This is a genomic window from Rhizobium sp. Leaf311 (genome assembly GCF_001423445.1).
Taxonomy (GTDB): Bacteria; Pseudomonadota; Alphaproteobacteria; order Rhizobiales; family Rhizobiaceae; genus Agrobacterium.
The window spans coordinates 434,589-458,069 of the sequence record NZ_LMNZ01000004.1 but is presented as its reverse complement, the minus strand read 5'-3'; the positions used below and the strand labels follow the sequence as shown (position 1 = coordinate 458,069).

Sequence of the window (23,481 nt, the reverse complement as noted above, 5' to 3'; positions counted from 1 at the left end):
CCGCTCCGACTGGCGGGTCAGTAAGGCGCGTCTACCTTGCCCGTCGCTACGTAGACCGTCTTCAACTCACTATAGTGACTGAGGGCAGCCGCAGAGTTTTCCCGCCCGAAGCCGGACTGCTTGGAGCCGCCGAAGGGCATTTCGACAGGGCAGAGATTGTAGGTGTTGATCCACAGCGTGCCCGCCTCCAGCTGGTCAACCACGCGGTGGGCACGGGAAATGTCAGCGGTGAAAACGCCGCCCGCAAGACCGAACTCGGTGTTATTGGCGCGGACGATGACCTCGTCCTCATCATCGAAATCCAGAACGCACATGACCGGTCCGAAGATTTCCTCGCGCGCAATGGTCATGCCATCCGTCACGTCAGCAAAGACAGTCGGCTGGACATAGGCGCCCTCGCCCGCAACGTGGTTGGGAATGCCGCCACCGGTAATCAGCGTTGCGCCTTCGGCCTTGCCCTTTTCGATATAGGCGAGCACCTTTTCCTGCTGCGCTTTGGAAACCAGCGGGCCGATCTGGGTTGCCTCATCCATGGGGTCGCCGATGACCATGGCATCCGTGCGGCTTTTCAGGTTGTCGAGGAAACGCTGCTTTGCGCCGCGCTGCACGAAGACGCGCGTGCCGTTGGAGCAGACCTGACCGGAGGAATAGAAGTTGCCGAGCATCGCACCGCCAACCGCGCTGTCGATATCGGCATCGTCGAACACGATGAGTGGCGATTTGCCGCCCAGTTCCATGGTGACATGCTTGAGTTGACCGGCAGCGGCAGCGGCCACCTTCCGGCCTGTTGGCACCGAGCCTGTCAGAGAGACCTTGGCCACGTCAGGATGGTTGACGAGCAGCGGGCCTGTCTCGCGGTCCCCTTGGATGACGTTGAACAAGCCCTTCGGCAAACCGGCCTCAATCAGAATCTCAGCAATTTTTAGCGCGCCGAGCGGTGTATTTTCCGATGGCTTGAAGACCATGGCATTGCCTGCGACCAGGGCTGGGGCCGCCTTCCAGCAGGCGATCTGCTGCGGATAGTTCCACGCACCGATGCCGACGCAGACGCCGAGCGGAACGCGCTTCGTATAGGCAAAATCGCCGCCAAGCGGGATGTAGTCGCCGTTGAGGGCAGATGGCGCGATGCCGCCAAAGAATTCGAATGAATCCGCGCCCGAGGTGGAATCGGCAACGATTGTTTCCTGAATGGGCTTGCCGGTATCGAGCGTTTCCAGCTCTGACAGTTCGCGGTTGCGCTCGCGGATGATATCGGCGGCACGGCGCAGGATGCGGCCGCGTGCGGTGGGGCTCATGGAAGCCCATTCTTTCTGCGCCTGCTTGGCGGATGCTACCGCGCGCTCCACGATGGCCGGGGTGGCCGCGTGCAGCCGCGCCACGACCTCACCCGTCGCAGGGTAGATGCTCTCGAAGATCGCGCCATCTGCGTCCTCGACATAGGCACCGTCGATGAAGTGCGAGGCTTTTGGTTGGGCTTTCAGTGTCATGTCGTGGTCCTCAAAGAATGCGAATGGACGGTTTGCCGTCTGTTGCGGGCGCGTCCGAAAAGGGTCTGAGCTGCGTATCGAAATAATTTTCGACCAGCGCCGGGGCTGCGGCCAGTCCGAGCGGAGCGGCGTGAAGGCTGTGGCGAATGTAGAGCCCATCGATCAACGCCGCTGCCCCCTCGGCAATCCGTGCCGCATCATCGGGTGGGCAGAGGCGGTTGAGACTATCCATGATGTTGGAGCGCAGACGCCGCGTATAGGTGATCAGCAGCCGACGCATCTCGTCGGAACGCTGCGCTTCGACATAAAAGGCCAGCCACGCCGCCACGGTTTCGCTGGTGAACTGGTCGCTCTGGAACGACACACGGACGATGGCGCTCAGCCGCGCGCGAGGACCGGAGGCCTGCGCGAGCGCCGCAATCGCATCTCGGCGCAGGGCGCGCAGCAGACTGCGGATGGTTTCGAGAAGCAGCTTCTGCTTGCTGCCGAAATAATGATGCGCAAGCGCCGCCGAGACCCCTGCTTCGCGGGCGATATCCGACATGGTGACGTTGAGGGACCCGTTTTGACCGATGGTCCGCAAGGCTGCATCCATCAGGGCCTTTTTGCGCAAGGGCTCCATTCCGAGTTTTGGCATTGGCCTTCTCCTTTGGTGGTCAATTTATTATTGATTGACTGATCAATCAATAATAAATGCGACACGGAAAAGTGTGCTTTGCGCCATGTCAAAGCAGTCTGAACACGTTGTTCTATGGTGCGATTGTGATAGGCTCTGACCAACTGGCAGATGGAAGGTCGCATCGCATGACCGATCGCATTCGCTTGACAATACATACCCACGGCCTGTCGCAGACCTGTGCTGGCGAAGACATTCGCTTGGACGGCCCCGTCGCTGGTCCAGTTTTCACATCAATTTCAAGACTTTGCAGGAACCGAACCGGGGGATGAACGTTCCTCCCGGCGCATCTGTGAAATATGCGCCATCCAGACAGTAAAGTCCGCTGCAAAAGGCCGGCGACGGACGAGAAAAAAGGCCAAAACGATGCTGCCCGGCACCTGTGCCGAACGGCTCGTCAAAAAAGGGAGAGAGATGATGCCAATGGTAACCGTATCCATTTCGCCGGAACAGGCGGCAAAAATGCGCGAAGCCGTGATGGCTGGCGACTATGCCTCAGGTAGCGAAGTCGTTCGCGCGGCATTGCGGCTTTGGGTAGACACCGTTGCCGCCGGCAGCAATCGCCACCGCAACGAGCGGACAGCCCCTCTTCCCCATGATGAACAGCTGAATGTCGCAGAGCTTTACGCGGCTCACGCGCAGAAACGGCGCCAAGCCTAGCATCTTGATGTTTCTCAATGATGTCTGTTTTAGTGCGTCGCAGACATGTCATGAAAAATTCAAAAAAGCTTCATCAACGAGAAAGTATTTGTTGAGAAGTTTCGACCACCTTCTCCATAAAAAGCGTCCATAAAATCCCCAAAAAGGACGCGACCGTGGAGAAAATTCATGCAGTCGACGGCGATCGACCCCGATATTATCAGGCGATTTGCCAGTGGGCAGATCGCTTCCATGGCGAAGCTCGTCCTGGAAACAGCCTTCCAACCGATCGTCGAAGCATCCACGGGCACCGTCTTTGGCTATGAGTCGCTGATGCGCGGCTTCGACCGCATTGGTTTTTCCAGCCCTCTGGACCTGCTTGACCATATCGAAACGGACGGACAGCTGGTGGCTGTCGAGCAGATGCTGGCCGGGCGCGCGCTGGCGAAATTCTCGACGCTGCCGGAATTCTCATCCGCGACGCTGTTTCTCAATCTCGACGTCCGTCTCATTCCCCACGGCAATGCCATTCTGGACACGCTTCTGGAGCATTTGGGCAAGGCGTCCATTCCGCCCTCCTCCATCTGTTTCGAGCTTTCCGAGCGGTTTGACAATACCAGCGTGCCGGAGTTCAGTGCACTGATTGCACGGATGCGCAAGGAAGGCTTCAAGCTGGCTATCGATGATTTCGGGGTTGGTCATGGCGAGATGAAGCTGCTTTGCGATTTCCCCGTCGACTATCTCAAGATCGACCGCTACTTCATCGATGGAGTCGATCGCAATCCCAGAAAGCGTCACCTCGTCAAGAACATCGTCAACATCGCGCATGTCCTCGGCGTCCGGGTCATTGCCGAGGGCATCGAGACAGAGCAGGAATTTCTGGCCTGCCGCGAACATGGCGTCGATCTGGTGCAGGGCTGGTTCATCTCCCGCCCTACCACTTTCGTCAGCGAGTTGCAGAGCGCTTTTCCGCATCTGCAGCATCTGGGTGAAACCCGCCGCAGCAGCCAGAAACTGGACGAAATCCTCATTCGACGGCAAATCGAGCGGCTGCCGACGGTTTTTGAGAACGACACGATCGACAGCGTCTTCGAACTGTTTCGCCGCAATCCGGCCCAGGCCTTTTTCCCGGTTCTCAATGCCAATGGCGAGCCGCGCGGCGTCATCAACGAACATCATCTGAAGGAATATATCTACCAGCCCTTCGGTCGCGACCTGCTCAAGAACAAGGTCTATGAGCGCACGATCTCGCACTTCGTGGATGGCGCGCCGATTGTGGGGCTGGATGCGGATGCAGAACAGTTGATGAGCGTCTTTGCCAATACGGCTGGCAGCGCCTGCGTCATTCTGACGGAGAACATGCGCTATATCGGCGTCGTTTCGGCAGCATCCCTCATCAAGGTCATGAACGAGAAGCAGCTGAAGCTGGCGCAGGAACAGAACCCGCTGACGGCGCTGCCCGGCAACCGCGCCATCAGCAGCTTCATCGAGGACAGTTGCCGCGACAGCGACGACAACCGTTTCTTCTGCTACTGCGACTTCGACAACTTCAAACCCTTCAACGACAAATACGGCTTCCACATTGGCGACCACGCCATCACGCTGTTTTCTGCGCTGATGAAGCGTTATTTCTTCTCAGGCGACTGCTTCCTCGGCCACATCGGCGGCGACGATTTCTTCATCGGCGTGCGTGACTGGGACAAGGAAGAGGTCACCGAAATCCTGGAACGCTTGCTGAGCGATTTCCACGACGATGTGGTGCAGCTCTATTCTGACGAAGACCGTGCCGCAGGCCAGATCACCGGCTATGACCGTTTCGGCAATGAGCGGGAGTTTGCCCTGTTACGCTGCTCGATCGGCGTTCTGGAGCTTTCCAAGGGACTTATTCTCGGCAATCCCGAGCGAATCGGTAGCGAGATCGCGACCGTCAAAAAGGCGGCCAAGGAGAGCGAAAACGGGTTCATCATCCGCACTTTCGGAGACCGGTCCTGATGCGGTGCCTGCGTCGTCTCGCTCGCCCGATTGCCAGCGCGCGGCTTTAAGACGCGGTGCCATGGCGCAAACGCACGCTTCCATCCCGGTCGCTTCTCGCATAGGTTTCCGCCATTGAAAGCAATGGAGGCCTCCATGACACTGCCCACGACGATGCGATTTGTTGACCTGCCAAGTTTTGGCGAACCCGACGTGATGGTGTTTGCGACTGGTCCCCTCCCGACGCCACGCGCGGGCGAAATTCTGGTGAAGGTACAAGCCGCTGGCATCAACCGGCCCGATGTTGCCCAAAGACAGGGTGCCTATCCGCCGCCGAAAGACGCAAGCCCTGTTCTGGGACTGGAGATTGCCGGAGAGGTTGTGGCCCTTGGCGATGGCGTCAGTGAATTTGCGGTCGGCGATCACGTCTGTGCACTGGCCAATGGCGGCGGCTATGCGGAATATTGCGTCGTGCCTGCGGGCCAGGCCCTTCCCTTCCCCAAGGGCTACGATGCCGTCAAGGCTGCAGCCGTGCCGGAGACATTCTTCACGGTCTGGGCAAATCTCTTCCAGATGGCCGGATTGACCGAAGGTGAAAGCGTGCTGATCCATGGCGGAACCAGCGGCATCGGCACGACGGCCATCCAGCTGGCGACAGCCTTTGGTGCCGAGGTTTACGCCACTGCCGGTTCTGCGGAAAAATGCCAGGCCTGCGAAAAGCTGGGCGTCAAGCGGGCGATCAACTACCGGGAAGAGGATTTCCTTGAGGTCATCAAGGCTGAAACGGATGGCAAAGGCGTGGACGTCATCCTCGACATGATAGGTGCCTCCTACTTTGCAAAGAACCTCTCTGCGCTCGCAAAGGATGGCTGTCTGTCGATGATCGCGTTTCTGGGCGGCAATGTGGCTGAGAATGTCGATCTGCGGCCAATCATGGTCAAGCGGCTGACTGTGACCGGCTCTACCATGCGCCCACGCACCGCAGACGAGAAGAGAGCGATCCGCGACGAGCTGGTGGCGGAAGTCTGGCCGCTTCTGGAAGCCGGAAAGATTGCACCCGTCATCCACGATGTGATTGCCTTTGATGATGTAGCCGAGGGTCACAGGCTGATGGAAAGCAGCAGCCATATCGGCAAGATCGTCATGAAGGTTTCATAAAGGCTGTTCAGCAGGCGTTGCAAAAGGCCCGATTTCGCCCCTTGCAATCGCAGCGAATCGTATTACCTTCTTCTTATGTTCAACGTAGTGAAAGGAAGGTGATCCAATGTCTAATGAGATTTCGGTCTTCGTAGCAGGCAATGGAAAGGATTTGATTTTGACGAGGCAGCCCTCGGCCTGATCCGCCTTCCCTTGAAAACGTTGATTGCGTTTTCGGTCTGAAACAACGACCAAACTCATGGAAGGGCCGCCAAAAGCGGCCCTTTTCCTATTTCCGCTTGTTATGCGCGAAATATTTTCCAGCGCGTGGGTCGGAAGCGCAGTTCGTTTCCGACGGATACGGACGCATCGAGTGGCACCTCGATTTCCAGATGGTAGGGCTCGTGCCCGTCATTGGCGATATCGATCTCGGCAATCCTCGTTCCGGCAAGGCGGCGACAGGTGGTAACCTTGCCGTAGAGCGCATCGCGGTCGCTGGTCAGCACCACATCCTCCGGGCGGAAGAAAAGGTCGCCCCCGCCATCATTGGCCTCCCTGATGCCAATGCTCTCGCCCTGAAACAGCACGTGACCATCACGGATCGTTACAGGCAGGTTTGACGACTCACCGATGAAGGAAAAAACGAAGGGTGAGTTGGGCGTGTCATAGACGTCATCGGCCGTGCCGACCTGCTCGATCTTGCCCTGGCTCATGACCACCACGCGGTCGGCCAGCTCCAGTGCTTCTTCCTGATCATGCGTGACGAAGACGGTGGTATGGCCGGTGCGGTCATGAAACTCGCGCAACCAGCGGCGCAGTTCCTTGCGCACTTTGGCATCCAGCGCACCGAATGGCTCATCCAGCAGCAGCACCCGGGGCTCGATGGCAACCGCACGCGCGAGCGCAACGCGCTGACGCTGGCCACCCGACAACTGGTTGGGGTAACGTTTTTCCAGACCCTGCAGATGCACCATATCGAGAAGCTCGGAGACGCGCTTGCGGATTTCCGCCTTGGGCGGGCGGGTGGCTGAAGGGCGCACTTTCAGACCGAAGCCGATATTTTCAGCCACCGTCATATGGCGAAAAAGCGCGTAATGCTGGAACACGAAGCCGACATTGCGCTCCTGCACGGAACGATGAGATGCGTCTTCATCGCCAAAAAAGATCTGCCCCTGCGTGGGCTGTTCAAGACCGGCGATGAGGCGCAGCAGCGTGGTCTTGCCGGAGCCGGATGGGCCCAGCAGCGCAATCAACTCGCCGGAACGGATGTTGAGCGACACGTCGTTCAAGGCGGGAAAACGGTCGAACTGCTTTGTAATGCCGGAAACTTTGACTTCCATAAAAATGCCCTTCAATGCTTGCCGGCAGCGTTGCCCGCGCCAAAGCGTATTTCAAGAATTGTTTTCAAGACGAGGGTAACGAGCGCCAACCCGGCAAGCAGGGTCGCCACCGCAAAGGCCGCACCGATATTATACTCATTATAGAGTATCTCGACATGCAGCGGCATGGTGTTGGTTTCGCCCCTGATATGGCCCGACACGACGGAAACGGCACCGAATTCCCCCATGGCGCGGGCGTTGCAGAGCAACACACCGTAGAGCAGACCCCACTTGATATTGGGCAGCGTGACGAACCAGAAGGTTTGCCAGCCGGATGCACCGAGCGAAATGGCGGCTTCCTCATCGCCCGTTCCCTGATCCTGCATGAGCGGAATGAGTTCGCGCGCAACGAAGGGGAAGGTCACGAAGATGGTGGCGAGCACAATGCCGGGAACGGCAAAGAGGATTTCGATGCCGTAACTTTTCAGCCAGGGGCCGAGCACGCTGTGGGAGGAAAACAGGATGACATAGACCAGGCCGGAAATGACGGGTGAGATGGAGAAAGGCAGGTCGATCAGGGTGATCAGAAATGCCTTGCCCTTGAATTCGAACTTCGCAATGCACCAGGCCGCGGCAACACCGAAGACGAGGTTGAGCGGCACGGCGATGGCCGCAACAAGAAGTGTGAGGCGAATGGCCGATAGCGCATCCTGCTCGACAATGGCTTCCCAGAAGGACTCGAAGCCCTTGCGGAAGGCTTCCACGAAAACCGCCACCAGCGGCAGGACGAGGAACAGCGCAAGAAACAGGAAGGCGATACCGACCAGCACCAGCTTTGCAGGCAGCGTTTCGCTGGCAGGATCCCGGAACGGGCGGGAGGGAGTGGCGGGCGCGTGATCAGGCATAACCGTACCTCTTGCGGCTCCAGGCCTGAATGAGATTGATGACGAACAGCATGGCGAAGGAAATGATCAGCATGATCGTGGCGATGCCGGTTGCGGCTGCATAATTGAATTCCTCCAACCGGATGACGATCAGCAGCGGGGCGATTTCCGAGACATAGGGAATATTGCCGGCAATGAAGATGACCGAACCATATTCCCCGACGCCACGGGCGAAGGCCAGCGCAAAGCCGGTGAGGATGGCTGGAACCAGCCCCGGCAGAAGAATGCGGGTGATGGTCTGGAAACGGTTGGCGCCCAGCGTTGCAGCCACCTCTTCCACCTGACGGTCGATCTCTTCCATGACAGGCTGCACCGTGCGAACCACAAAGGGCAGTCCGATGAAGATCAGCGCAATGACAATGCCGGAAGGGGTAAAGGCAATCTTGATGCCGAAGGGTTCGAACAGCTGCCCGACCCAACCGCGATTGGAGTAAAGCGCGGTGAGCGCAATGCCGGCAACGGCGGTGGGAAGCGCGAAAGGCAAATCGACAATGGCATCCACGAAGCGGCGCCCGGGAAAGCGATAACGCACCAGCACCCAGGCAATCAGCACACCGAAGACGGCGTTGACGAAGGCTGCGACGAAGGCCGTGCTGAAGCTGATGCGCAGCGCGTTCAAGGTTCGGCTATCGGTTGCGATGGCAAGAAAGTCCGAAAAGCCAAGCTTGGCGGTGGACCAGACCAGACCGGCCAGGGGGATGAGAATAATGAGAAAAAGATAGGTGATGGTATAGCCGAGCGTGAGGCCGAAACCAGGCAACACGCTCGATTGACGCCACTTCCATTTCGCTGGCGATGGGGTACTGCTCATCAAGGCTCCGGTAAAATGGGGGCCATCGTCAGCCGCCCTCTGATGCGTCTTCGACCGGCTTGCGGCCGGTCGATCTTGTATCCGGTCCGAACAAAGCCCTGGTGTGGGCCTGTTCGGCGTTTTGCATCATCCGCTTACTTTGCGGGCTTGTAAATCTGGTCGAAGATACCGCCGTCACCAAAATGTTCAGGCTGTGCCTTGGCCCATCCGCCAAACTGCGGATCGTCGATGGTGACGAGCTTGATGTCAGGCAGTTGCTTCAGGAGATCCTTGGAAACAACAGACGGGTTTGACGGACGGTAGAAGTGCTTGGCGGCGATGTTCTGGCCTTCGTCAGAATAGAGATACTGAAGATAGGCTTCGGCAACCTTGCGGGTGCCCTTGGCATCGACATTGGCGTCAACCACGGCAACGGGTGGTTCTGCGAGGATGGAGATCGGCGGAACGACAATATCGAATTCGTCCTTGCCGAATTCCTCGCCAGCCAGATAGGCCTCGTTCTCCCAGGCCAGCAAGACGTCGCCGATCTGGCGCTGAGCGAAGGTAACGGTGGAGCCGCGCGCGCCGGTATCGAGCACCGGAGCCCGCTTGTAGAGTTCACCGACATAGGCCTTTATCTTGTCCTGATCGCCCTTGTATTCCTCATTGGCCCAGGCCCAGGCGGCCAGATAGTTCCAGCGCGCGCCGCCTGATGTTTTCGGGTTCGGCGTTACGATCTGGATATCGCCCTTCACAAGGTCACCCCAGTTGTGGATGCCCTTCGGGTTTCCCTTGCGGACCAGGAAGACGATGGTGGACGTGTAGGGAGAGGAATTGTGCGGCAGGCGGCTGCGCCAGTCTTCCTTGATCTTGCCGCCGTTCTTGACGATGGCGTCGATATCGCTCTGAAGCGCCAGTGTGACCACATCGGCTTCCAGACCATCGATAACGGAACGGGCCTGCTTGCCGGAGCCGCCATGCGACTGCTGTACGGAAACGTCTTCACCCGTGTCGGCCTTCCAATTTTTGGCGAAGGCTGCGTTGAAGTCCTTGTAGAGTTCGCGGGTCGGATCATAGGAAACATTGAGCAGCTTGGTATCTGCCCATGCCGTCCCGGCAGCGCCGAGCGTAATGGACAGGGTGAGCGCCACGGCGCTGAGGCTGGAAAGAAGTTTCGACATGTTAACCCTCCTGGATGTCTTGCCCTTAACACTACCGGATCAGTAGAGTTGGTCAATCAGGCCAATGACGATCGCAAAAGTGTTTCCCTTGTCTTGTCTTCGGCGGCAACAAACACAGCGCGGCAACTTCGAAACGCGCAACAAGCACCGTTCAAAACATCGGCTTCACGCAAAACCAGTTCGGGATTTTTACCAATATCGGCGCAAATCGCCGGATGCGTGATGACTTTGAGTGCCGGGAAGTGGGTTGCGGCCTCACGCCGTCAGCAGTTCCGCAACGTCGGTGCCGCTGATTGCGTCTGCAATGGTCGTATTGAACAGGATATTGCGCGTGGCATCCGCTACCCGTGCAAAAACGTGGCGGATCTCGCACCCGGTTTCGCCATCGCAATCCTCGCAGCGCTTATAGGCCGTCTTTGAAAGGCATGGCAGCGGCGCCACTGGCCCATCGATGAGCCGTAGCACCTCTCCAAATGAGATATCGCTGGACGAACGGCGCAGCAGATACCCGCCCTGCTTGCCGCGACGACTGGCCACCAGCCCGTCCCGTTTCAGCTCCAGCAATATCTGCTCCAGGAATTTCTTGGGAATGACCTGACTGCGCGCAATGTCGGAAATCTGGACAGGACAGCCCTCATCAGCTCTCGCCAATGCGATGAGGGCGCGCAGCGCATATTTTGCCTTCTGGGAAATCATTCTGAATTACCGAAACGGGATAAGCTGGTTGTGTTTTTCTACGAATGACATTCTTTTACCAGTGTAAATCTGAACCGGGCTTGAGCGATTGGGAGTCTTTTGCGCCTAAGGAGCGCGCAAGAGAGATATTTGCTCAGCAAGGCCATGCAGAAGCATAGCCATTCCTGTCAAAAAACCCGGATTTCAGGGATTATCCGTAACAGTAGAGTTCGGATACGATGAAATGACCATCAATACATCTGCGCATAGCTTTTCCAGCCAGGAAGTCTCTTCTCTGGACGATACACTTGCCGGTCTCGACCTGGCGCAGCGGCTCGCCTTTATCGCGGGACTTGGCGGGCGCGCGGTGTTTACCACCAGTCTTGGTATTGAGGATCAGGTCATCACCGCAGCAATCGGCACGCACCGATTGCCAATTGACATCGCCACACTGGAAACGGGCCGCCTGTTTGCAGAGACGGTCAAGCTCATCGACGAGACCGAAGAGAGATACAATCTCACGATCCGGCGGTTTTACCCGCAGCAGGACGATATCGACGCCTTTGCGGCCAAGTACGGGTTGAACGGCTTCTATGACAGCGTCGAGGCCCGCCATGCCTGCTGTCACGTGCGCAAGCTGGTGCCGCTGGCCAAGGCGCTCGAAGGTGCAAGCTTCTGGGTCACCGGCCTTCGCCGTGGCCAGTCCGGCAACCGTGCAACAACGCCCTTTGCCGAGTTTGACGCCGAGCGCAATCTCATCAAGATCAACCCGCTGGCCGACTGGGACATTGGTCTTATCAATGCCCAGGTCGCAGCGGAGAATATCCCCATCAACCCTCTTCATGCGCGTGGCTACCCCTCCATCGGCTGTGAGCCGTGTACGCGCGCCATCAAGCCCGGCGAGCCTGAACGCGCCGGCCGGTGGTGGTGGGAAAATGACGAGAAGCGCGAATGCGGCCTGCATGTGGCCGAGGCAGCGCAAGCCTCGATAATACCCACCGCATCATAACGATCATAGAAATCAGTACATTGCCGGAGTTTACAATGTCCAATGCAGTTCCGGAGACGGAAGGCAAAAGTGTCGCCTCACCCAAGCAGCCACTTGACCCGCACCTGAAGGCCCTCGAAAACGAAGCCATCCACATTTTCCGTGAAGTCGCCGCCGAGTTCGAGCGACCGGTAATGCTCTATTCCATCGGCAAGGACTCGTCCGTGCTGCTGCACCTGGCGCGCAAGGCATTTTTCCCCGGCCGCATCCCCTTCCCGCTTCTGCACGTCAACACGGGCTGGAAATTCAAGGAGATGATCGAGTTTCGTGACAATATCGTCAGGGAATATGATCTCGACCTGATCTCCCACACCAACCCGCGCGGTGCTGAGGAAAATGTCACGCCGTTCAGCCACGGCTCTGCGCTCTATACCGATATCATGAAGACGGAAGCGCTTCGCCAGGCACTGGATGCCGGCAAATTCGACGCCGCCTTCGGCGGTGCGCGCCGTGATGAGGAAGCCAGCCGTGCGAAGGAACGCATCTATTCCTTCCGCACGCCCGACCACAAATGGGACCCGCGCAACCAGCGTCCGGAACTGTGGAATATCTATAACGGCATGGTCCGTCAGGGCGAGAGCGTGCGCGCCTTCCCCCTGTCCAACTGGACTGAGGTCGATATCTGGCGTTACATCCAGGCGGAAAACATTCCGCTCGTGCCGCTCTACTACGCCGCGGAACGTCCCTATGTGGAACGCGATGGCATGATGATTCTTGCCGAAGACGAGCGTCTGGAACTGCAGCCTGGCGAAGTCGTGCAGCGCGGCATGATCCGTTTCCGCACGCTTGGCTGTTTCCCGCTGACCGGCGCCATCAACTCTCATGCGACGACGCTGGACGAAGTGATTTCCGAGTTGGAGATCGCAACCGTCTCCGAGCGTCAGGGCCGCGCAATCGACCGCGACCAGTCGGGCTCCATGGAAAAGAAAAAACGCGAGGGCTATTTCTGATGAGCCAGAACGCCGCACAATCTGCAACAATTCTGCCATTCGTTGAACCTGCAAAGGCCGTGAAAGACGCACGCCCCTTGCGTCTCATCACCTGCGGCAGCGTCGATGACGGCAAATCGACGCTCATCGGCCGCCTGTTATGGGATACGAAGGCCGTCAAGGAAGATCAGGCCGCCACGCTGCACCGCGACAGTGGCAAGCAGAACGATCTGGGCCTGCCGGATTTCGCCCTGCTGCTGGATGGCCTGCAGGCCGAGCGCGAACAGGGTATCACCATTGATGTGGCCTATCGTTACTTTGCCACCGACAAGCGTGCCTTCATCGTGGCCGACACACCCGGCCATGAGCAATATACCCGCAACATGGCAACGGGCGCATCGACGGCAGATCTCGCCGTGCTTCTGGTCGATGCTCGTACCGGCATTCTGGAACAGACCCGCCGCCACGCGACGATTGCGGCCCTGATGGGCATCCGCCAGTTCGTGCTGGCCGTCAACAAGATCGACCTGACCGACTACGACAAGGCGGGGTTCGAGCTGATTGCCCATGAGTTCCGCGAATTTGCGCTGTCGCTTGGCATCAAGCAGATCACCGCTATTCCCATGTCTGCGCTGAAGGGCGAGAATGTCGTGCTGTCCGGCAAGACATCCATGCCGTGGTATGAAGGCCCGACGCTGGCAGAAACGCTGGAGCTTGCCACCGTTCGCACCACCCAGACCGGCGGCTTCCGCCTTCCGGTGCAGCGTGTATCGCGCCCCGGCGAAAGCTTTCGCGGCTATCAGGGCACGGTTGCCGGTGGCGCCGTAAAACCAGGCGATTCCGTTGTCATCCTGCCATCGGGCATGGTGGCGAATGTAAAGCAGATCGTCACCTTCGACCTGGTTCGCAATGCAGCCGTCGCAGGCGATGCCGTGACGCTCGTTCTGGACCGGCAGGTGGACGTATCGCGCGGTGACATGATCGTTTCCATCGATGCCCAGCCGCAGACCGGACATGCCTTCGATGCGCAGATCGTGGCGCTACAGCCCGGCGGTATCGAGCCCGGCAAGCGCTACTGGCTGAAAAGCGGCAGCCGCCGCCAGCGTGTGACAGTGCAGCCGACAACACAGCTTGACCTGAAGAACGGCCAATGGTTGCCCCATGCCGAAACCTTGTCCATGAACGCCATCGGCAAGGTGCGCCTGTCCTTCGATGAAACGGCGATCTTCGACCCCTACGACCAGAACCGCTCGACCGGCTCCTTCATCCTGATCGACCCCGATACCAACAACACGGTCGCGGGCGGCATGATCCTTGGAAAACGCAGCGATACCGGCAAGATATCGCAGGGCGAGCGCGTGATCATGTCTCTGCCTGCCGATCTGGCGGAAGCACTTCTGGCCAGCGAGCAGTTCTCCAGCCGCCGCGACGAGATCGACATCCGCCGGACCAGCAGCGCCACCGCGTCTCGTGTTTTTGACGAGCTGGATTGAGAACCTTCACAGTGTTTAAATGAAAAAGGCCGCCGATCATGATCGGCGGCCTTTTACGTTCCGGAGGTCAGTCCAGACTTAATCACGTGTCAGCGTGAAATAGCGTTGCGTTGTTTCGGTGCGATTGCGCAGGGCGGGCGGGAAAGCATATTCGCCACAGACTTCGTAACGGAAGCCATCCGCAATGAGAGTGTCATCCATGACGGCCTTCAATTCTGCAGTCGTTCTGTAGATGGCGTTGTAGACGTCATCCAGCTCGTCTGAGAAATGCTCTTTCAGGGTCAGGCGAATGTCCATGTCGGAAAGAGATTCGCGGACATAGATCTTGGCTTTCGGAGCTGCCAGTTTTGCAAGCAGCTTGAACGAATCCAGCACCGCTTCATCGTTGAGGTAAATCATCAGCCCCGTCACGACCAGCATGTCGAATGGCGGTTCGAGCTTCAGCTCTTCCACTTTGACATAGGGGACTTCAGCAACCTGAAAATGGATCGAGCCACTGGCCATCGCCTCTGCATTCGCACGCGCGATCAATTCGTCCGAGAAGTCGAGGCCGAGATATTGATGGCCAGCTGCGCCGTAAAATGGCGCCAGACGGCCAGCGCCGCATCCCAGTTCCACGACCTTTGCTGGCTTATCGAGCCTTGGCAGCAGGTTTTCCCGCTCGAACTTGTCGCGATCCGTTGCCAGTGTCGAACCCGCAGACTGCAGCATGACGGCATCAACCGCATTTGCTTCCTTCTTTGCACGCGAATTGAAGAAGGTCTGGACCTGCTTTCCGTCGATTGTTTCTTTCGTATCGTAGATTCTGCTCATATGCGGACTCTCTCCTGCTCCACCATTCCTGCCCCAGGCGTCTCTAGCTTGCGAGAGCACTCAGACTGAAAAGGTGGAGGTTTTCTTTGGCCAGCGACAGATCCTGTTCGCTATCGATTTCATAGGCGATCAATTCCTGCGTCTCCATGGGCAGGAACTGGCGCAGCTGTTCGTAGACGGCCGTATTGCCGATGTCCGAGAAGAAGGCGTTCGGCAACCAGGAAATGTTTGCCCACTCATATTCTGTCGGGTCGTCGCGGCGGAAACTGGTCGCAATGCCGTTTTCGATGGTGGTGAACACGGCATCGCGCGTCTTGGTCTTGGTAATGGCCAGACGCGGCGTATTCGGCTTGCAGGACGCCAGAAACGCCTTGAAGCTTGCCTCTTCGATCAGCATGTCGCCATCCATGAATAGGCAGTCACCCTTGATATGGCGCGCGCCGAGCTCATAGCTGTGCAATGTCGTCGTTGCCCGAAAGCCGGGGTTGCGCACGACCATGACATCAGAGCGAATTTTCCGGATTTCGTTGATGACTTCCTTTTCCTCGAAGCCAACAACGACTCGCACATCTTCCACATCGCTCAAGAGAGACAGAAGGTGGCGAAGGATCTTCACCCCCTCGATCTCGACAAGGCATTTTGGCTTGCCATGGCCAAGCCGGGAGCCGAGTCCGGCGGCTGCGATTACAGCGTGTTTAACAGGCGACATAAAGATTTCCCATCCAGCGCAACGTAGTTTGAAACTGAAATCAGCGCGTCAGGGGCGCTATGAAGTCCTGCAAAGGCGATGCCGATATCTGCGACATCGAAGATTGGGATGTCGTTGAAGCCATCGCCGATGGATACGAGCCTGTCAAAGCGCTCCTTCAACTCAAGCCCGGCAACGTTTTTCCGCATGACGGTATCGAGGCCCGTGATGCGGCCATCTGCGTCCGTAATTGCGGTGGACGTGTAGAACTGGCACTTGAGGCGCTCCATCAGCGGCTGAACCCAGAGATCCAGATTGCCGGTCACCACAAAGCACCGCTCTACATTCTCGCGAATGAAGGCTTCGATATCGGGATCAAACTCGACCTGCGAAACAATCGACCGAATGCGATCAATCCCGGCGCTGCGCAAAATGGCGAAACGCAGACGAAACGAATCTTCAAAGGGAATGACGCCAGCCATTGTCAGCTCGGTCAAAAGCCGCATCTCGGCCTCCAGACCCAACTCCGAAGCAATCATCGGAAGAAGCTCTGCGCGGGTAATGGTTCCGTCGAGGTCGAATGCGAAAGCGGTCTGGATTTCCTCTCCCTTGAGGAGAGCCGGACTGCGCTGAAAGGTCAATGTCTGGGCGTGGGTCGCTTGGCGATACATATAACAACCTTCATGTACGAATACCGCTCGTCCCAATGCTGCAAGGCGCCCTCCAAAGTCGCGCCCGACAGGCACGCGCAATCCGGAAATGTGCTTCAGAGCATCAAAACAGATGTGAATTCATCACTAGGAACATAACCTTTCCTCAGCCTGACCAGACTGCCCACAAAGAAAAAGCGCCGGCTGGAACCGACGCTTTTTTCAGAATTTCAAGTTCTGCGATGTTTCTAGAAGAAGAACATCCACAGCAGCGCGACTACAACCAGGGGCACGCCCATCGCCCACAATACCACAGCTTTCAACATCATATCTCTCCTCTATTATGTGGCTAGTTAACGCGCGGGGACACGCAATGGTTCCTGCCGCCCCCACCCTTGAGGATGCGCAGTACAGGTCGGCGCAAGCAAACCCTGAGATAGCTTCAGAAAATTGGGTGAGAGTTTTACAATGGATTCGACAACGAACGGCGCATCTCCGGCCTCCGTCAACGCAAAGCTCGACCAGGTCATCGCCGACCTGTCTTCGCTGGCGCAAAGGCAGCAAATCCAGGATGAAATCATGCTGGAACTGGTCAATTTCCTTGCTCGCTTCCGCGAGGACACCATCGGCCTGCAACAGACGACCGCCCAGAAACTACATGAAGCATCGCAGGATATTGCCAGAAACGTCAGAGACCTTTCATCCTCTAACAACACGTTCGCAAACAACCTGGTCGAGAGCGTCAAAAACCTCGCCCGGTCGAATGAAGCCAGTGCGGCCAACAATTTCGCGCAGTTGCGGCAGATCGTCCATACCGGCATCCGCAAGATGCCGACGACATCGGGCAAGATCCGCTGCGTCTTCCTCGTTCATCTGATCGAGGCGTGGGATGCACAGATCGACATTTTCCATGCCATGCAGAAGGATGATCGTTTCGATCCGATCGTCATCAGCATCGACAGGGTCTTCCCCGGCGACAATGTTTGCGGCGGCGAGAGTTCCATCAGCGAGTCGCTGACAAATCTCGGCGTTCCCCATCTTCGCCTGGGCATGCCCAATTCGTTTGAGGGGCTGGATGTGCTGCGCGCGCTGATGCCCGACGTCATCTTCCGTCAGTCGCATTGGGACAGAGATTACCCTCCTGCCTTCCGCACCCCGGAGCTCGGCTTTGCACGGCTTTGCGCGATCACCTACGGCGTCTCCATTGTTGCGAAATTCAGCCATTCTGAACCCAGCAACGAGATATCTCCTATGGCCTTCGATCAGCCCTATCACAGATCGGCATGGCGGGTCTTTTGCGAGACGGAACAGACGCAATCCTACTTTCGAAGCTTCCAGCACTCGGATCCCAACAAATTCGTTCTCTCCGGCTACCCGAAGCATGAGAGGCTCGCGAGCTTCATTGGCAGGGGTTCGTGGCCGATAAAGAATGACGGCGAGAAAGCCTTTCGCGTCATCTGGGCGCCGCACCATTCCGTTGGCAGCGACTGGCTTGCATTCGGCGTGTTCCATCGCATCTACCGGGACATGCTGAGCTGGGCCCAACGCTCGCCCCGCATCGAATTCGTGCTGAAGCCTCACCCGGCGCTTTTTGCGCTTGTCGTCAAAATGGGTCTGATTTCCCAGGCCGATATCAACGACTTCAGGACACGATGGGAAAGCCTGCCCAACTGCACAATTGTTGACGGACAGTACGGAGAGCTTTTCGATGCGTCCGACCTGATGTTGACGGACGGCATCTCGTTCCTGACCGAGTACCAGCTCTTCAACAAGCCCCTGGTCTTCATCGATTCCCAGCGTCGCGTTCCCTTCAACGCCTTGGGAGAGCTTGCATCCGCCTGCGCTGAACATGTTACCACCATGCCGCAGATCGAAGCTGCCGTTATGGCCTACGCCAACGGCAAGCCGTGGCAGCAGGGTGAAGAACGCGCCCGCCTGCTGGAAAAGCTCCTTCCCAACGAACGTCCTTCAACGGAAATCGTGCTCGACGCCATTGCCGGCGGCTTTAAAGTCTAGGTCGATCGACCGTCAAAAAGCAGCAAGCCAGCATAAAATAACCCTCTCCAGACGAAGCGAAGATTTCGCCTATGTCTGTAGAGGGTTTTTCGTTGTCTGAACGGTTCTTGAAGAGAGTAACTTGCTTTTGCGCTCAGCAGAGTGGGCAACAGCACCATGTGCCGGCCGCTGGGTAGACTCGTCGTTTATCTATGTCTTGAAGAAGTAAAGCCTCCATCCGGCGGGAGGGAGGCTTCAAACTCGCTCAAATGAATTGATCGAGATAGGTCGGCAGATCGAATGCAGCATCGGTCCGTCTGAGAGGTTCCCCGAAGCGCGGATCCAGCCGAAGCCAGGCACGAGGCCCATCGTCATAGGTGGGAATGTCGCGCGTGATGCGCTCCTTGACTGCCACCGGCAGCAGTTCCACGATATCGTTGCCGACGGCAGGATCGAGGATTATCGGCAGATCGCTGAAAGCTGCGGCCTCTTTTGCCGCCACCACCAGCCCGGCGAGTTTCTGCAACGTGCCGATTGACGTGCCCGCCAGCGGCACTGTCTGATAGGCTGCCATCCTGTTGTAGAGGATATAGGCTTCTGGCCAGTTGCGCGCCTCGATATGCAGCCGCAAGGCAACGCCCTGTCGCACCATCATGAACTCAACGAGCCGGCGGAAGAACTCATCACGCTCATGGGTCGAGGGTATCTTGTTCTTCCACATCTGTGCGGCGAGGTATTCGATACCGCCGCGGTAGGTATCCCACTGGAACATGCATTCATTGTTGCCCTGCTGCATTCTGGGATCGTCAGAAATGGCGGTGACGCGAGCGAAGGGCTCCGGCATGAACAGGACATCGGCCTTGTCGAGCGCCCGCACCGTGTAAAGATAGGCCCAGAAGATGAAGGGCGTTGCACTCGATATGGATCTTGCCAGGACGTCGCGGCGAACGATCAGAAACTCGGGAAACACATGGTGATTGAAGACGAAATTGAGGAATGAGGAAAAATCGCCCCTCGATTGCCGCGTTGGTCCCGGAATCCGATAAAACGGTCCCAGATCGCGCTGACCGCCTCTTGCATCGACCAGCAGCCACGGCGCCTGCACCATGCCGATGCCGGGTTCCGCTTCCATGATGCCGACATATTCCCTGACCTTTTCCGGGATCAGCAGGTCGTCATCGCCCAGGAATACGGCATAGCGACCACGCGCCCGGCGCATTGCGAAGGCATAGTTGCTGACAAAGCCGGAATTCCTGGTGCGTCTGTAGGGGCTTACCTCGGGAACATCGGCGAGTGTTGCTATGTAATCGGCAGTACCGTCTGTAGAGCAGTCATCGACAATGACGATTTCAAAAGACATGCCCATCTTGCGAAACCACTCAAGATGGAAATTGACATTCCGCTCAAGCAGGAACTGCCTGTTATAGGTCGGCACACAAATGGATAGAAGAACTTCTGAATTGGACATTGCAACCGCCTGTGAATGACGCTCCGGCATTGCCCCGTGTGAAGAATTGTCTCTGAAACGACAGCAGAACTTGCCCCTCGCCGACAGTCAATTCTCAAGCCCGAGGACAGACGCAGGGCTAAGTCTCTTGCTACCCGCCAGCGCTGCTCCCCTCACGAACAAACAGCCCGACAGACTATGGCAAAGCGATATAGAGCCCGGCTTTTGCGAAGCTTACGCACGACCCGAGGTCTCTGCGCCACCGCAAGAACAAACAGCAATATCTAAGGAAAGGTGGTCGGAGTGAGAGGATTCGAACCTCCGACCCCGTCGTCCCGAACGACGTGCGCTACCAGACTGCGCTACACTCCGTGACCAGCGGCGCTTCTATAAACCAGCACCGTTTTCTCGACAAGCATGGCGATGAAATTTTTGTGACGGATTTTCTTTTGCAAACTGCGGCTCCCGCCCCTTCGACGCCTGCGAAAAATCGTTACAAAAAAGCAATTGTGGCAAAAAAACTTCAATCTCGTGGCCGCTGCCACTCCCGCTTCTCGATAAATCTGCTAGGGGAACGTCATCTCCCACAACACACCGGAAACGGCCCAACAAGGATTATTCGACATGCGTTTTCGCAGCGTAACACTGGCAGGTCTGGCAATTGCCCTGTCCGCCTGCACAACCACCGCCCCTTCACTCTCTCCCAAGAGTGCCGTGGAAACACGTTGGGTTGGACAGTCCGCAGGCGTATTCTTCGCAAAGTTCGGTCCACCCTTGAGTGATGTCGATACCGGCGATACGACCACATACAACTGGCGCGGCGGCTACAAGACGGCAAAGGTTCCTGCCAAGTTCGAAGAAGGCAAGGACGGCAAACGCGGTCGCCAGATTTCTCCGGCACGCACATCCTACCTCTCCTGCACGGTGCAGCTGGTTGTTGGCGGCGACTACAAGATCCGCTCGATCCGTACCGTGTCCGACCGCCCCGGCGTCAACGGCCCGAGCTATTGCGCGGAATTCCTCGCTGCCGAGTAATATCTGAGTACCACAGTTTCAGTGCCCGCCGGAGTTTACTTCGGCGGTTTTTTTATGTCGGAACTGACCCTGCTCAACGTCGTTGGATGTCACTTTCGTCCCAGATTCCCATGCGCAGATCTGTTATGCGCTGATTGCATGTCTTTGTATATTAGAAATGCATTTTATACTTGGCTAAGCTTGACGCCGCCCTGCGGCAGGTGAGGAATGCCTTTAGGTCCCCGGAAAATAAGGGAAAAATCTCAACCCCCATTCATTGCCGGCACGCGACTTTAGCCAGGGTCCCTCTCGTATCGCTGCCGTGGTCTCTATTTCTGAGCTCCAAGCGACACCTGCCGAGAGTTGTCTTACCGATTTGATTGCGTTATTGCGCCGCACAAATTGAAGATCATCAAGCGTTAGGAAAAGACGTGACCAAAGTAGAACAGGGCAACGGCCTTACCACCGGATTTTCGCAGGACAGCCTCACGATGAACCGCCGACAGGTGCTGGGTACGGCGTTGGCGGGTCTCGTCGCTGCGGCGGTTCCGGGTGCGCCAGCGCTGGCACAGGGCACAACCAAGAAAGTGGACGTTCTCCTCATCGGCGGCGGCATCATGAGCGCGACACTCGGTGTTTGGCTGCATGAGCTGGAGCCCACCTGGTCGATTGAAATGCTCGAGCGTCTGGACGCAGTGGCGATGGAAAGCTCGAATGGCTGGAACAATGCCGGGACAGGCCATTCTGCACTTGCAGAACTCAACTACACGCCGGAAACCGCCAATGGCGGCATTGATATTTCCAAGGCAATCGAAATCAACGAATCCTTCCAGATTTCGCGCCAGTTCTGGGCCTGGCAGGTTCGCAACGGCGTCTTGAAAAACCCGCGTTCCTTCATCAACCACACGCCTCACATGAGCTTCGTCTGGGGTGATGAGAACATCTCCTATCTGGAGAAGCGTTATGAGGCGTTGAAGGCCAGCCCGCTCTTTGCCGGAATGCAATATTCCAGCGATCCGGAAGAGATCAAAAAATGGGTTCCGCTGATGATGGAGGGCCGTGACCCGTCCCAGAAAATCGGCGCGACCTGGTCTCCGCTCGGCACAGATATGGAATTTGGCGAGATCACACGCCAGTTCGTCGCGCATCTGAAAAGCCAGCAGAACTTCAATCTGCAGGTTTCAAGCGAAGTGGATGGCATTGAACGCAACGACGACGGCACATGGCGCGTAAGCTACAGCAATTCGAAGGATGGCAGCAGCCACACGGTCGATGCCAAGTTCGTCTTCGTGGGTGCCGGTGGCGGAGCGCTGCATCTGCTTCAGATGTCCGGCATTCCGGAAGGTGACGATTACGCCGGTTTCCCGGTTGGCGGCTCCTTCCTCGTCAATGAAAACCCCGATGTAACGATGCTTCATCTGGCCAAGGCTTACGGCAAGGCGTCCGTCGGCTCTCCGCCAATGTCCGTCCCGCACCTCGACACACGCGTCATCGGCGGCAAGCGCGTCATCCTGTTTGGACCTTTTGCGACCTTCTCTACGAAGTTCCTGAAGGAAGGCTCCTATTTCGACCTCCTGACCTCAACGACCATGAGCAATGCATGGCCAATGATGAGCGTGGGCATGGATGAGTATCCGCTGGTAGAATATCTTGCGGGCCAGCTGATGCTATCCGACGACGATCGCTTTGCAGCGCTGCAGGAATACTTCCCCGGTGCCAAGCAGGGCGAATGGCGCCTGTGGCAGGCCGGCCAGCGTGTGCAGATCATCAAGCGCGACAAGGACAAGGGCGGCGTTCTCAAACTCGGCACGGAAATCGTCAGCGCCAGGGACGGCAGCATCGCAGCCCTGCTCGGCGCCTCCCCAGGCGCCTCTACCGCCGCTCCCATCATGCTGCAGGTTCTGGAAAAGGTCTTTGCCGAAAAGGTTGCCACCCCCGAATGGCAGACCAAGATCCGCCAGATCGTTCCAAGCTATGGCACAAAGCTGAACGCCGACCCGGAGAAGGTCATGCAGGAATGGACCTATACCAGCGAACACCTGCAACTGCCGACACCGCCGCAGATCGACATGGCGGCGATCAAAGCAGCTCCGGGCGCGACAAACGAATCCGGCGTCAAGCGTCCAGACATGGCGCTGTAACGCGCGTTTTTCCTGCGGGAATCACGGCCTGTCGAAAATTTCGCAATACGAGGGCACGCCTACGGGCGTGCCTTTTTCGTTTTGCCAATACTTACAATCCGCAATCTCTGCTTGCATCCGTTGTTGACGGATGGCAAAAATGACTCGTGAGCTATCATTCTCATCCGTGACCGCCGCGATCGCGGCTTTGTTTCTTCCGAATTCGAGCAGGGAAAACTGAAGTGACCAAGTCAACAGTTCCTTCTATCTGGCAAACTTCGAAACACGCTGCCTTCACGAAGCAATTCGAAATCACTGACCTTCCCCGTTGAACTAATCCATTTTGAAGTAAGCTCTTGCCCATTGATAGGACCAGAGAATTAAGCGCAACCGTTTCACAGACGAGCAGATCATCGGGATATTGAAGGAGCTTGAGGCAGATATGCCGGTCTTGGAGCTCTGCCG

At 57.3% G+C, this 23,481-nt stretch carries 22 protein-coding genes and 1 tRNA gene; 10 read left to right on the top strand and 13 right to left on the bottom strand.

The genetic code is table 11. From position 1 onward, the window contains the following. Window positions 1–17: 17 nt before the first annotated feature. The gene (gene betB / locus ASF69_RS07910) at window positions 18–1,481 is read right to left on the bottom strand and encodes a betaine-aldehyde dehydrogenase (RefSeq protein WP_200939062.1); all 1,464 of its coding nucleotides are present in this window, start codon (window positions 1,479–1,481) and stop codon (window positions 18–20) included. A gap of 16 nt (window positions 1,482–1,497) precedes the next feature. After that, window positions 1,498–2,124, bottom strand: a complete 627-nt coding sequence (gene betI, locus ASF69_RS07905; protein ID WP_062586752.1) for a transcriptional regulator BetI — start codon at window positions 2,122–2,124, stop codon at window positions 1,498–1,500. Window positions 2,125–2,580: 456 nt separating this feature from the next. Here betI and ASF69_RS07900 point away from each other — a divergent pair, with 456 nt between their 5' ends. The 3 genes from ASF69_RS07900 to ASF69_RS07890 all read left to right on the top strand — a co-directional run bounded on the left by ASF69_RS07900 (window position 2,581) and on the right by ASF69_RS07890 (window position 5,931). Then, entirely contained in the window at window positions 2,581–2,823 is a 243-nt protein-coding gene (locus ASF69_RS07900; protein ID WP_062587221.1) for a type II toxin-antitoxin system ParD family antitoxin, read from the top strand. A 168-nt stretch (window positions 2,824–2,991) separates the two neighbouring features. Continuing rightward, window positions 2,992–4,794, top strand: a complete 1,803-nt coding sequence (locus ASF69_RS07895; protein WP_062586751.1) for an EAL domain-containing protein — start codon at window positions 2,992–2,994, stop codon at window positions 4,792–4,794. A gap of 123 nt (window positions 4,795–4,917) precedes the next feature. Further along, a complete protein-coding gene (locus ASF69_RS07890; RefSeq protein WP_062586750.1) occupies window positions 4,918–5,931 on the top strand; it encodes an NAD(P)H-quinone oxidoreductase in 1,014 nt (337 codons plus the stop codon). On the opposite strand, the gene ASF69_RS07885 is transcribed toward ASF69_RS07890, so the two are convergent. The 6 genes from ASF69_RS07885 to ASF69_RS07860 all read right to left on the bottom strand — a co-directional run bounded on the left by ASF69_RS07885 (window position 5,926) and on the right by ASF69_RS07860 (window position 10,840). Next, window positions 5,926–6,171: a hypothetical protein gene (locus ASF69_RS07885; RefSeq protein WP_062586749.1), complete on the bottom strand. Its 246-nt coding sequence runs from the start codon at window positions 6,169–6,171 to the stop codon at window positions 5,926–5,928. The genes ASF69_RS07890 and ASF69_RS07885 overlap by 6 nt on opposite strands. A 41-nt stretch (window positions 6,172–6,212) precedes the next feature. Further along, window positions 6,213–7,250, bottom strand: a complete 1,038-nt coding sequence (locus tag ASF69_RS07880) for a sulfate/molybdate ABC transporter ATP-binding protein (RefSeq protein WP_062586748.1) — start codon at window positions 7,248–7,250, stop codon at window positions 6,213–6,215. A gap of 11 nt (window positions 7,251–7,261) precedes the next feature. Then, on the bottom strand, window positions 7,262–8,134 hold the full coding sequence (gene cysW / locus ASF69_RS07875) for a sulfate ABC transporter permease subunit CysW (RefSeq protein ID WP_062586747.1): 873 nt from the start codon (window positions 8,132–8,134) through the stop codon (window positions 7,262–7,264). Next, window positions 8,127–8,984 (bottom strand): sulfate ABC transporter permease subunit CysT, encoded by an 858-nt coding sequence (gene cysT / locus ASF69_RS07870; RefSeq protein WP_062586746.1) that lies wholly within the window; start codon window positions 8,982–8,984, stop codon window positions 8,127–8,129. The genes cysW and cysT overlap by 8 nt, the downstream gene beginning before the upstream one ends. Window positions 8,985–9,118: 134 nt before the next feature. Further along, entirely contained in the window at window positions 9,119–10,144 is a 1,026-nt protein-coding gene (locus ASF69_RS07865; protein ID WP_062586745.1) for a sulfate ABC transporter substrate-binding protein, read from the bottom strand. A gap of 255 nt (window positions 10,145–10,399) precedes the next feature. Beyond that, the gene (locus ASF69_RS07860) at window positions 10,400–10,840 is read right to left on the bottom strand and encodes an Rrf2 family transcriptional regulator (RefSeq protein ID WP_062586744.1); all 441 of its coding nucleotides are present in this window, start codon (window positions 10,838–10,840) and stop codon (window positions 10,400–10,402) included. A 223-nt stretch (window positions 10,841–11,063) separates the two neighbouring features. Between ASF69_RS07860 and ASF69_RS07855 the strand changes: the two genes are divergently transcribed. From ASF69_RS07855 to cysN, 3 genes are read left to right on the top strand one after another with little or no spacing between them, the layout of a single operon-like run. Continuing rightward, the gene (locus tag ASF69_RS07855; RefSeq protein WP_062586743.1) at window positions 11,064–11,828 is read left to right on the top strand and encodes a phosphoadenylyl-sulfate reductase; all 765 of its coding nucleotides are present in this window, start codon (window positions 11,064–11,066) and stop codon (window positions 11,826–11,828) included. A 35-nt stretch (window positions 11,829–11,863) separates the two neighbouring features. Continuing rightward, window positions 11,864–12,817, top strand: coding sequence for a sulfate adenylyltransferase subunit CysD (gene cysD, locus ASF69_RS07850; protein ID WP_062586742.1), 954 nt, complete (start codon window positions 11,864–11,866; stop codon window positions 12,815–12,817). Further along, a complete protein-coding gene (gene cysN / locus ASF69_RS07845; protein ID WP_062586741.1) occupies window positions 12,817–14,289 on the top strand; it encodes a sulfate adenylyltransferase subunit CysN in 1,473 nt (490 codons plus the stop codon). Before cysD ends, cysN begins: the two co-directional genes overlap by 1 nt. A 78-nt stretch (window positions 14,290–14,367) precedes the next feature. Here the strand turns inward: cysN and ASF69_RS07840 are convergent, their stop codons facing one another. From ASF69_RS07840 to ASF69_RS07830, 3 genes are read right to left on the bottom strand one after another with little or no spacing between them, the layout of a single operon-like run. Then, entirely contained in the window at window positions 14,368–15,102 is a 735-nt protein-coding gene (locus ASF69_RS07840) for a class I SAM-dependent methyltransferase (RefSeq protein ID WP_062586740.1), read from the bottom strand. Between the two features lie 43 nt (window positions 15,103–15,145). Continuing rightward, window positions 15,146–15,811, bottom strand: coding sequence for an NTP transferase domain-containing protein (locus ASF69_RS07835; protein ID WP_062586739.1), 666 nt, complete (start codon window positions 15,809–15,811; stop codon window positions 15,146–15,148). Further along, window positions 15,787–16,461: an HAD family phosphatase gene (locus ASF69_RS07830; RefSeq protein ID WP_062586738.1), complete on the bottom strand. Its 675-nt coding sequence runs from the start codon at window positions 16,459–16,461 to the stop codon at window positions 15,787–15,789. Before ASF69_RS07830 ends, ASF69_RS07835 begins: the two co-directional genes overlap by 25 nt. 447 nt (window positions 16,462–16,908) lie before the next feature. On the opposite strand from ASF69_RS07830, the gene ASF69_RS07820 reads away from it, so the two are divergent. Beyond that, on the top strand, window positions 16,909–18,456 hold the full coding sequence (locus tag ASF69_RS07820) for a hypothetical protein (protein ID WP_062586736.1): 1,548 nt from the start codon (window positions 16,909–16,911) through the stop codon (window positions 18,454–18,456). A 244-nt stretch (window positions 18,457–18,700) separates the two neighbouring features. On the opposite strand, the gene ASF69_RS07815 is transcribed toward ASF69_RS07820, so the two are convergent. Both ASF69_RS07815 and ASF69_RS07810 read right to left on the bottom strand, forming a co-directional pair. Then, window positions 18,701–19,903 (bottom strand): glycosyltransferase family 2 protein, encoded by a 1,203-nt coding sequence (locus ASF69_RS07815; RefSeq protein ID WP_162238066.1) that lies wholly within the window; start codon window positions 19,901–19,903, stop codon window positions 18,701–18,703. A gap of 274 nt (window positions 19,904–20,177) precedes the next feature. Further along, window positions 20,178–20,254 (bottom strand) — tRNA-Pro (locus ASF69_RS07810). Between the two features lie 252 nt (window positions 20,255–20,506). On the opposite strand from ASF69_RS07810, the gene ASF69_RS07805 reads away from it, so the two are divergent. From ASF69_RS07805 to ASF69_RS23560, 3 genes are all read left to right on the top strand, one after another. Next, the gene (locus tag ASF69_RS07805) at window positions 20,507–20,917 is read left to right on the top strand and encodes a hypothetical protein (RefSeq protein ID WP_062586734.1); all 411 of its coding nucleotides are present in this window, start codon (window positions 20,507–20,509) and stop codon (window positions 20,915–20,917) included. Window positions 20,918–21,387: 470 nt separating this feature from the next. Continuing rightward, a complete protein-coding gene (gene mqo / locus ASF69_RS07800) occupies window positions 21,388–23,037 on the top strand; it encodes a malate dehydrogenase (quinone) (protein WP_082469686.1) in 1,650 nt (549 codons plus the stop codon). A gap of 358 nt (window positions 23,038–23,395) precedes the next feature. Then, window positions 23,396–23,481 (top strand): transposase (locus tag ASF69_RS23560; RefSeq protein ID WP_244475440.1); only part of this gene is annotated, 86 nt, incomplete at its 3' end.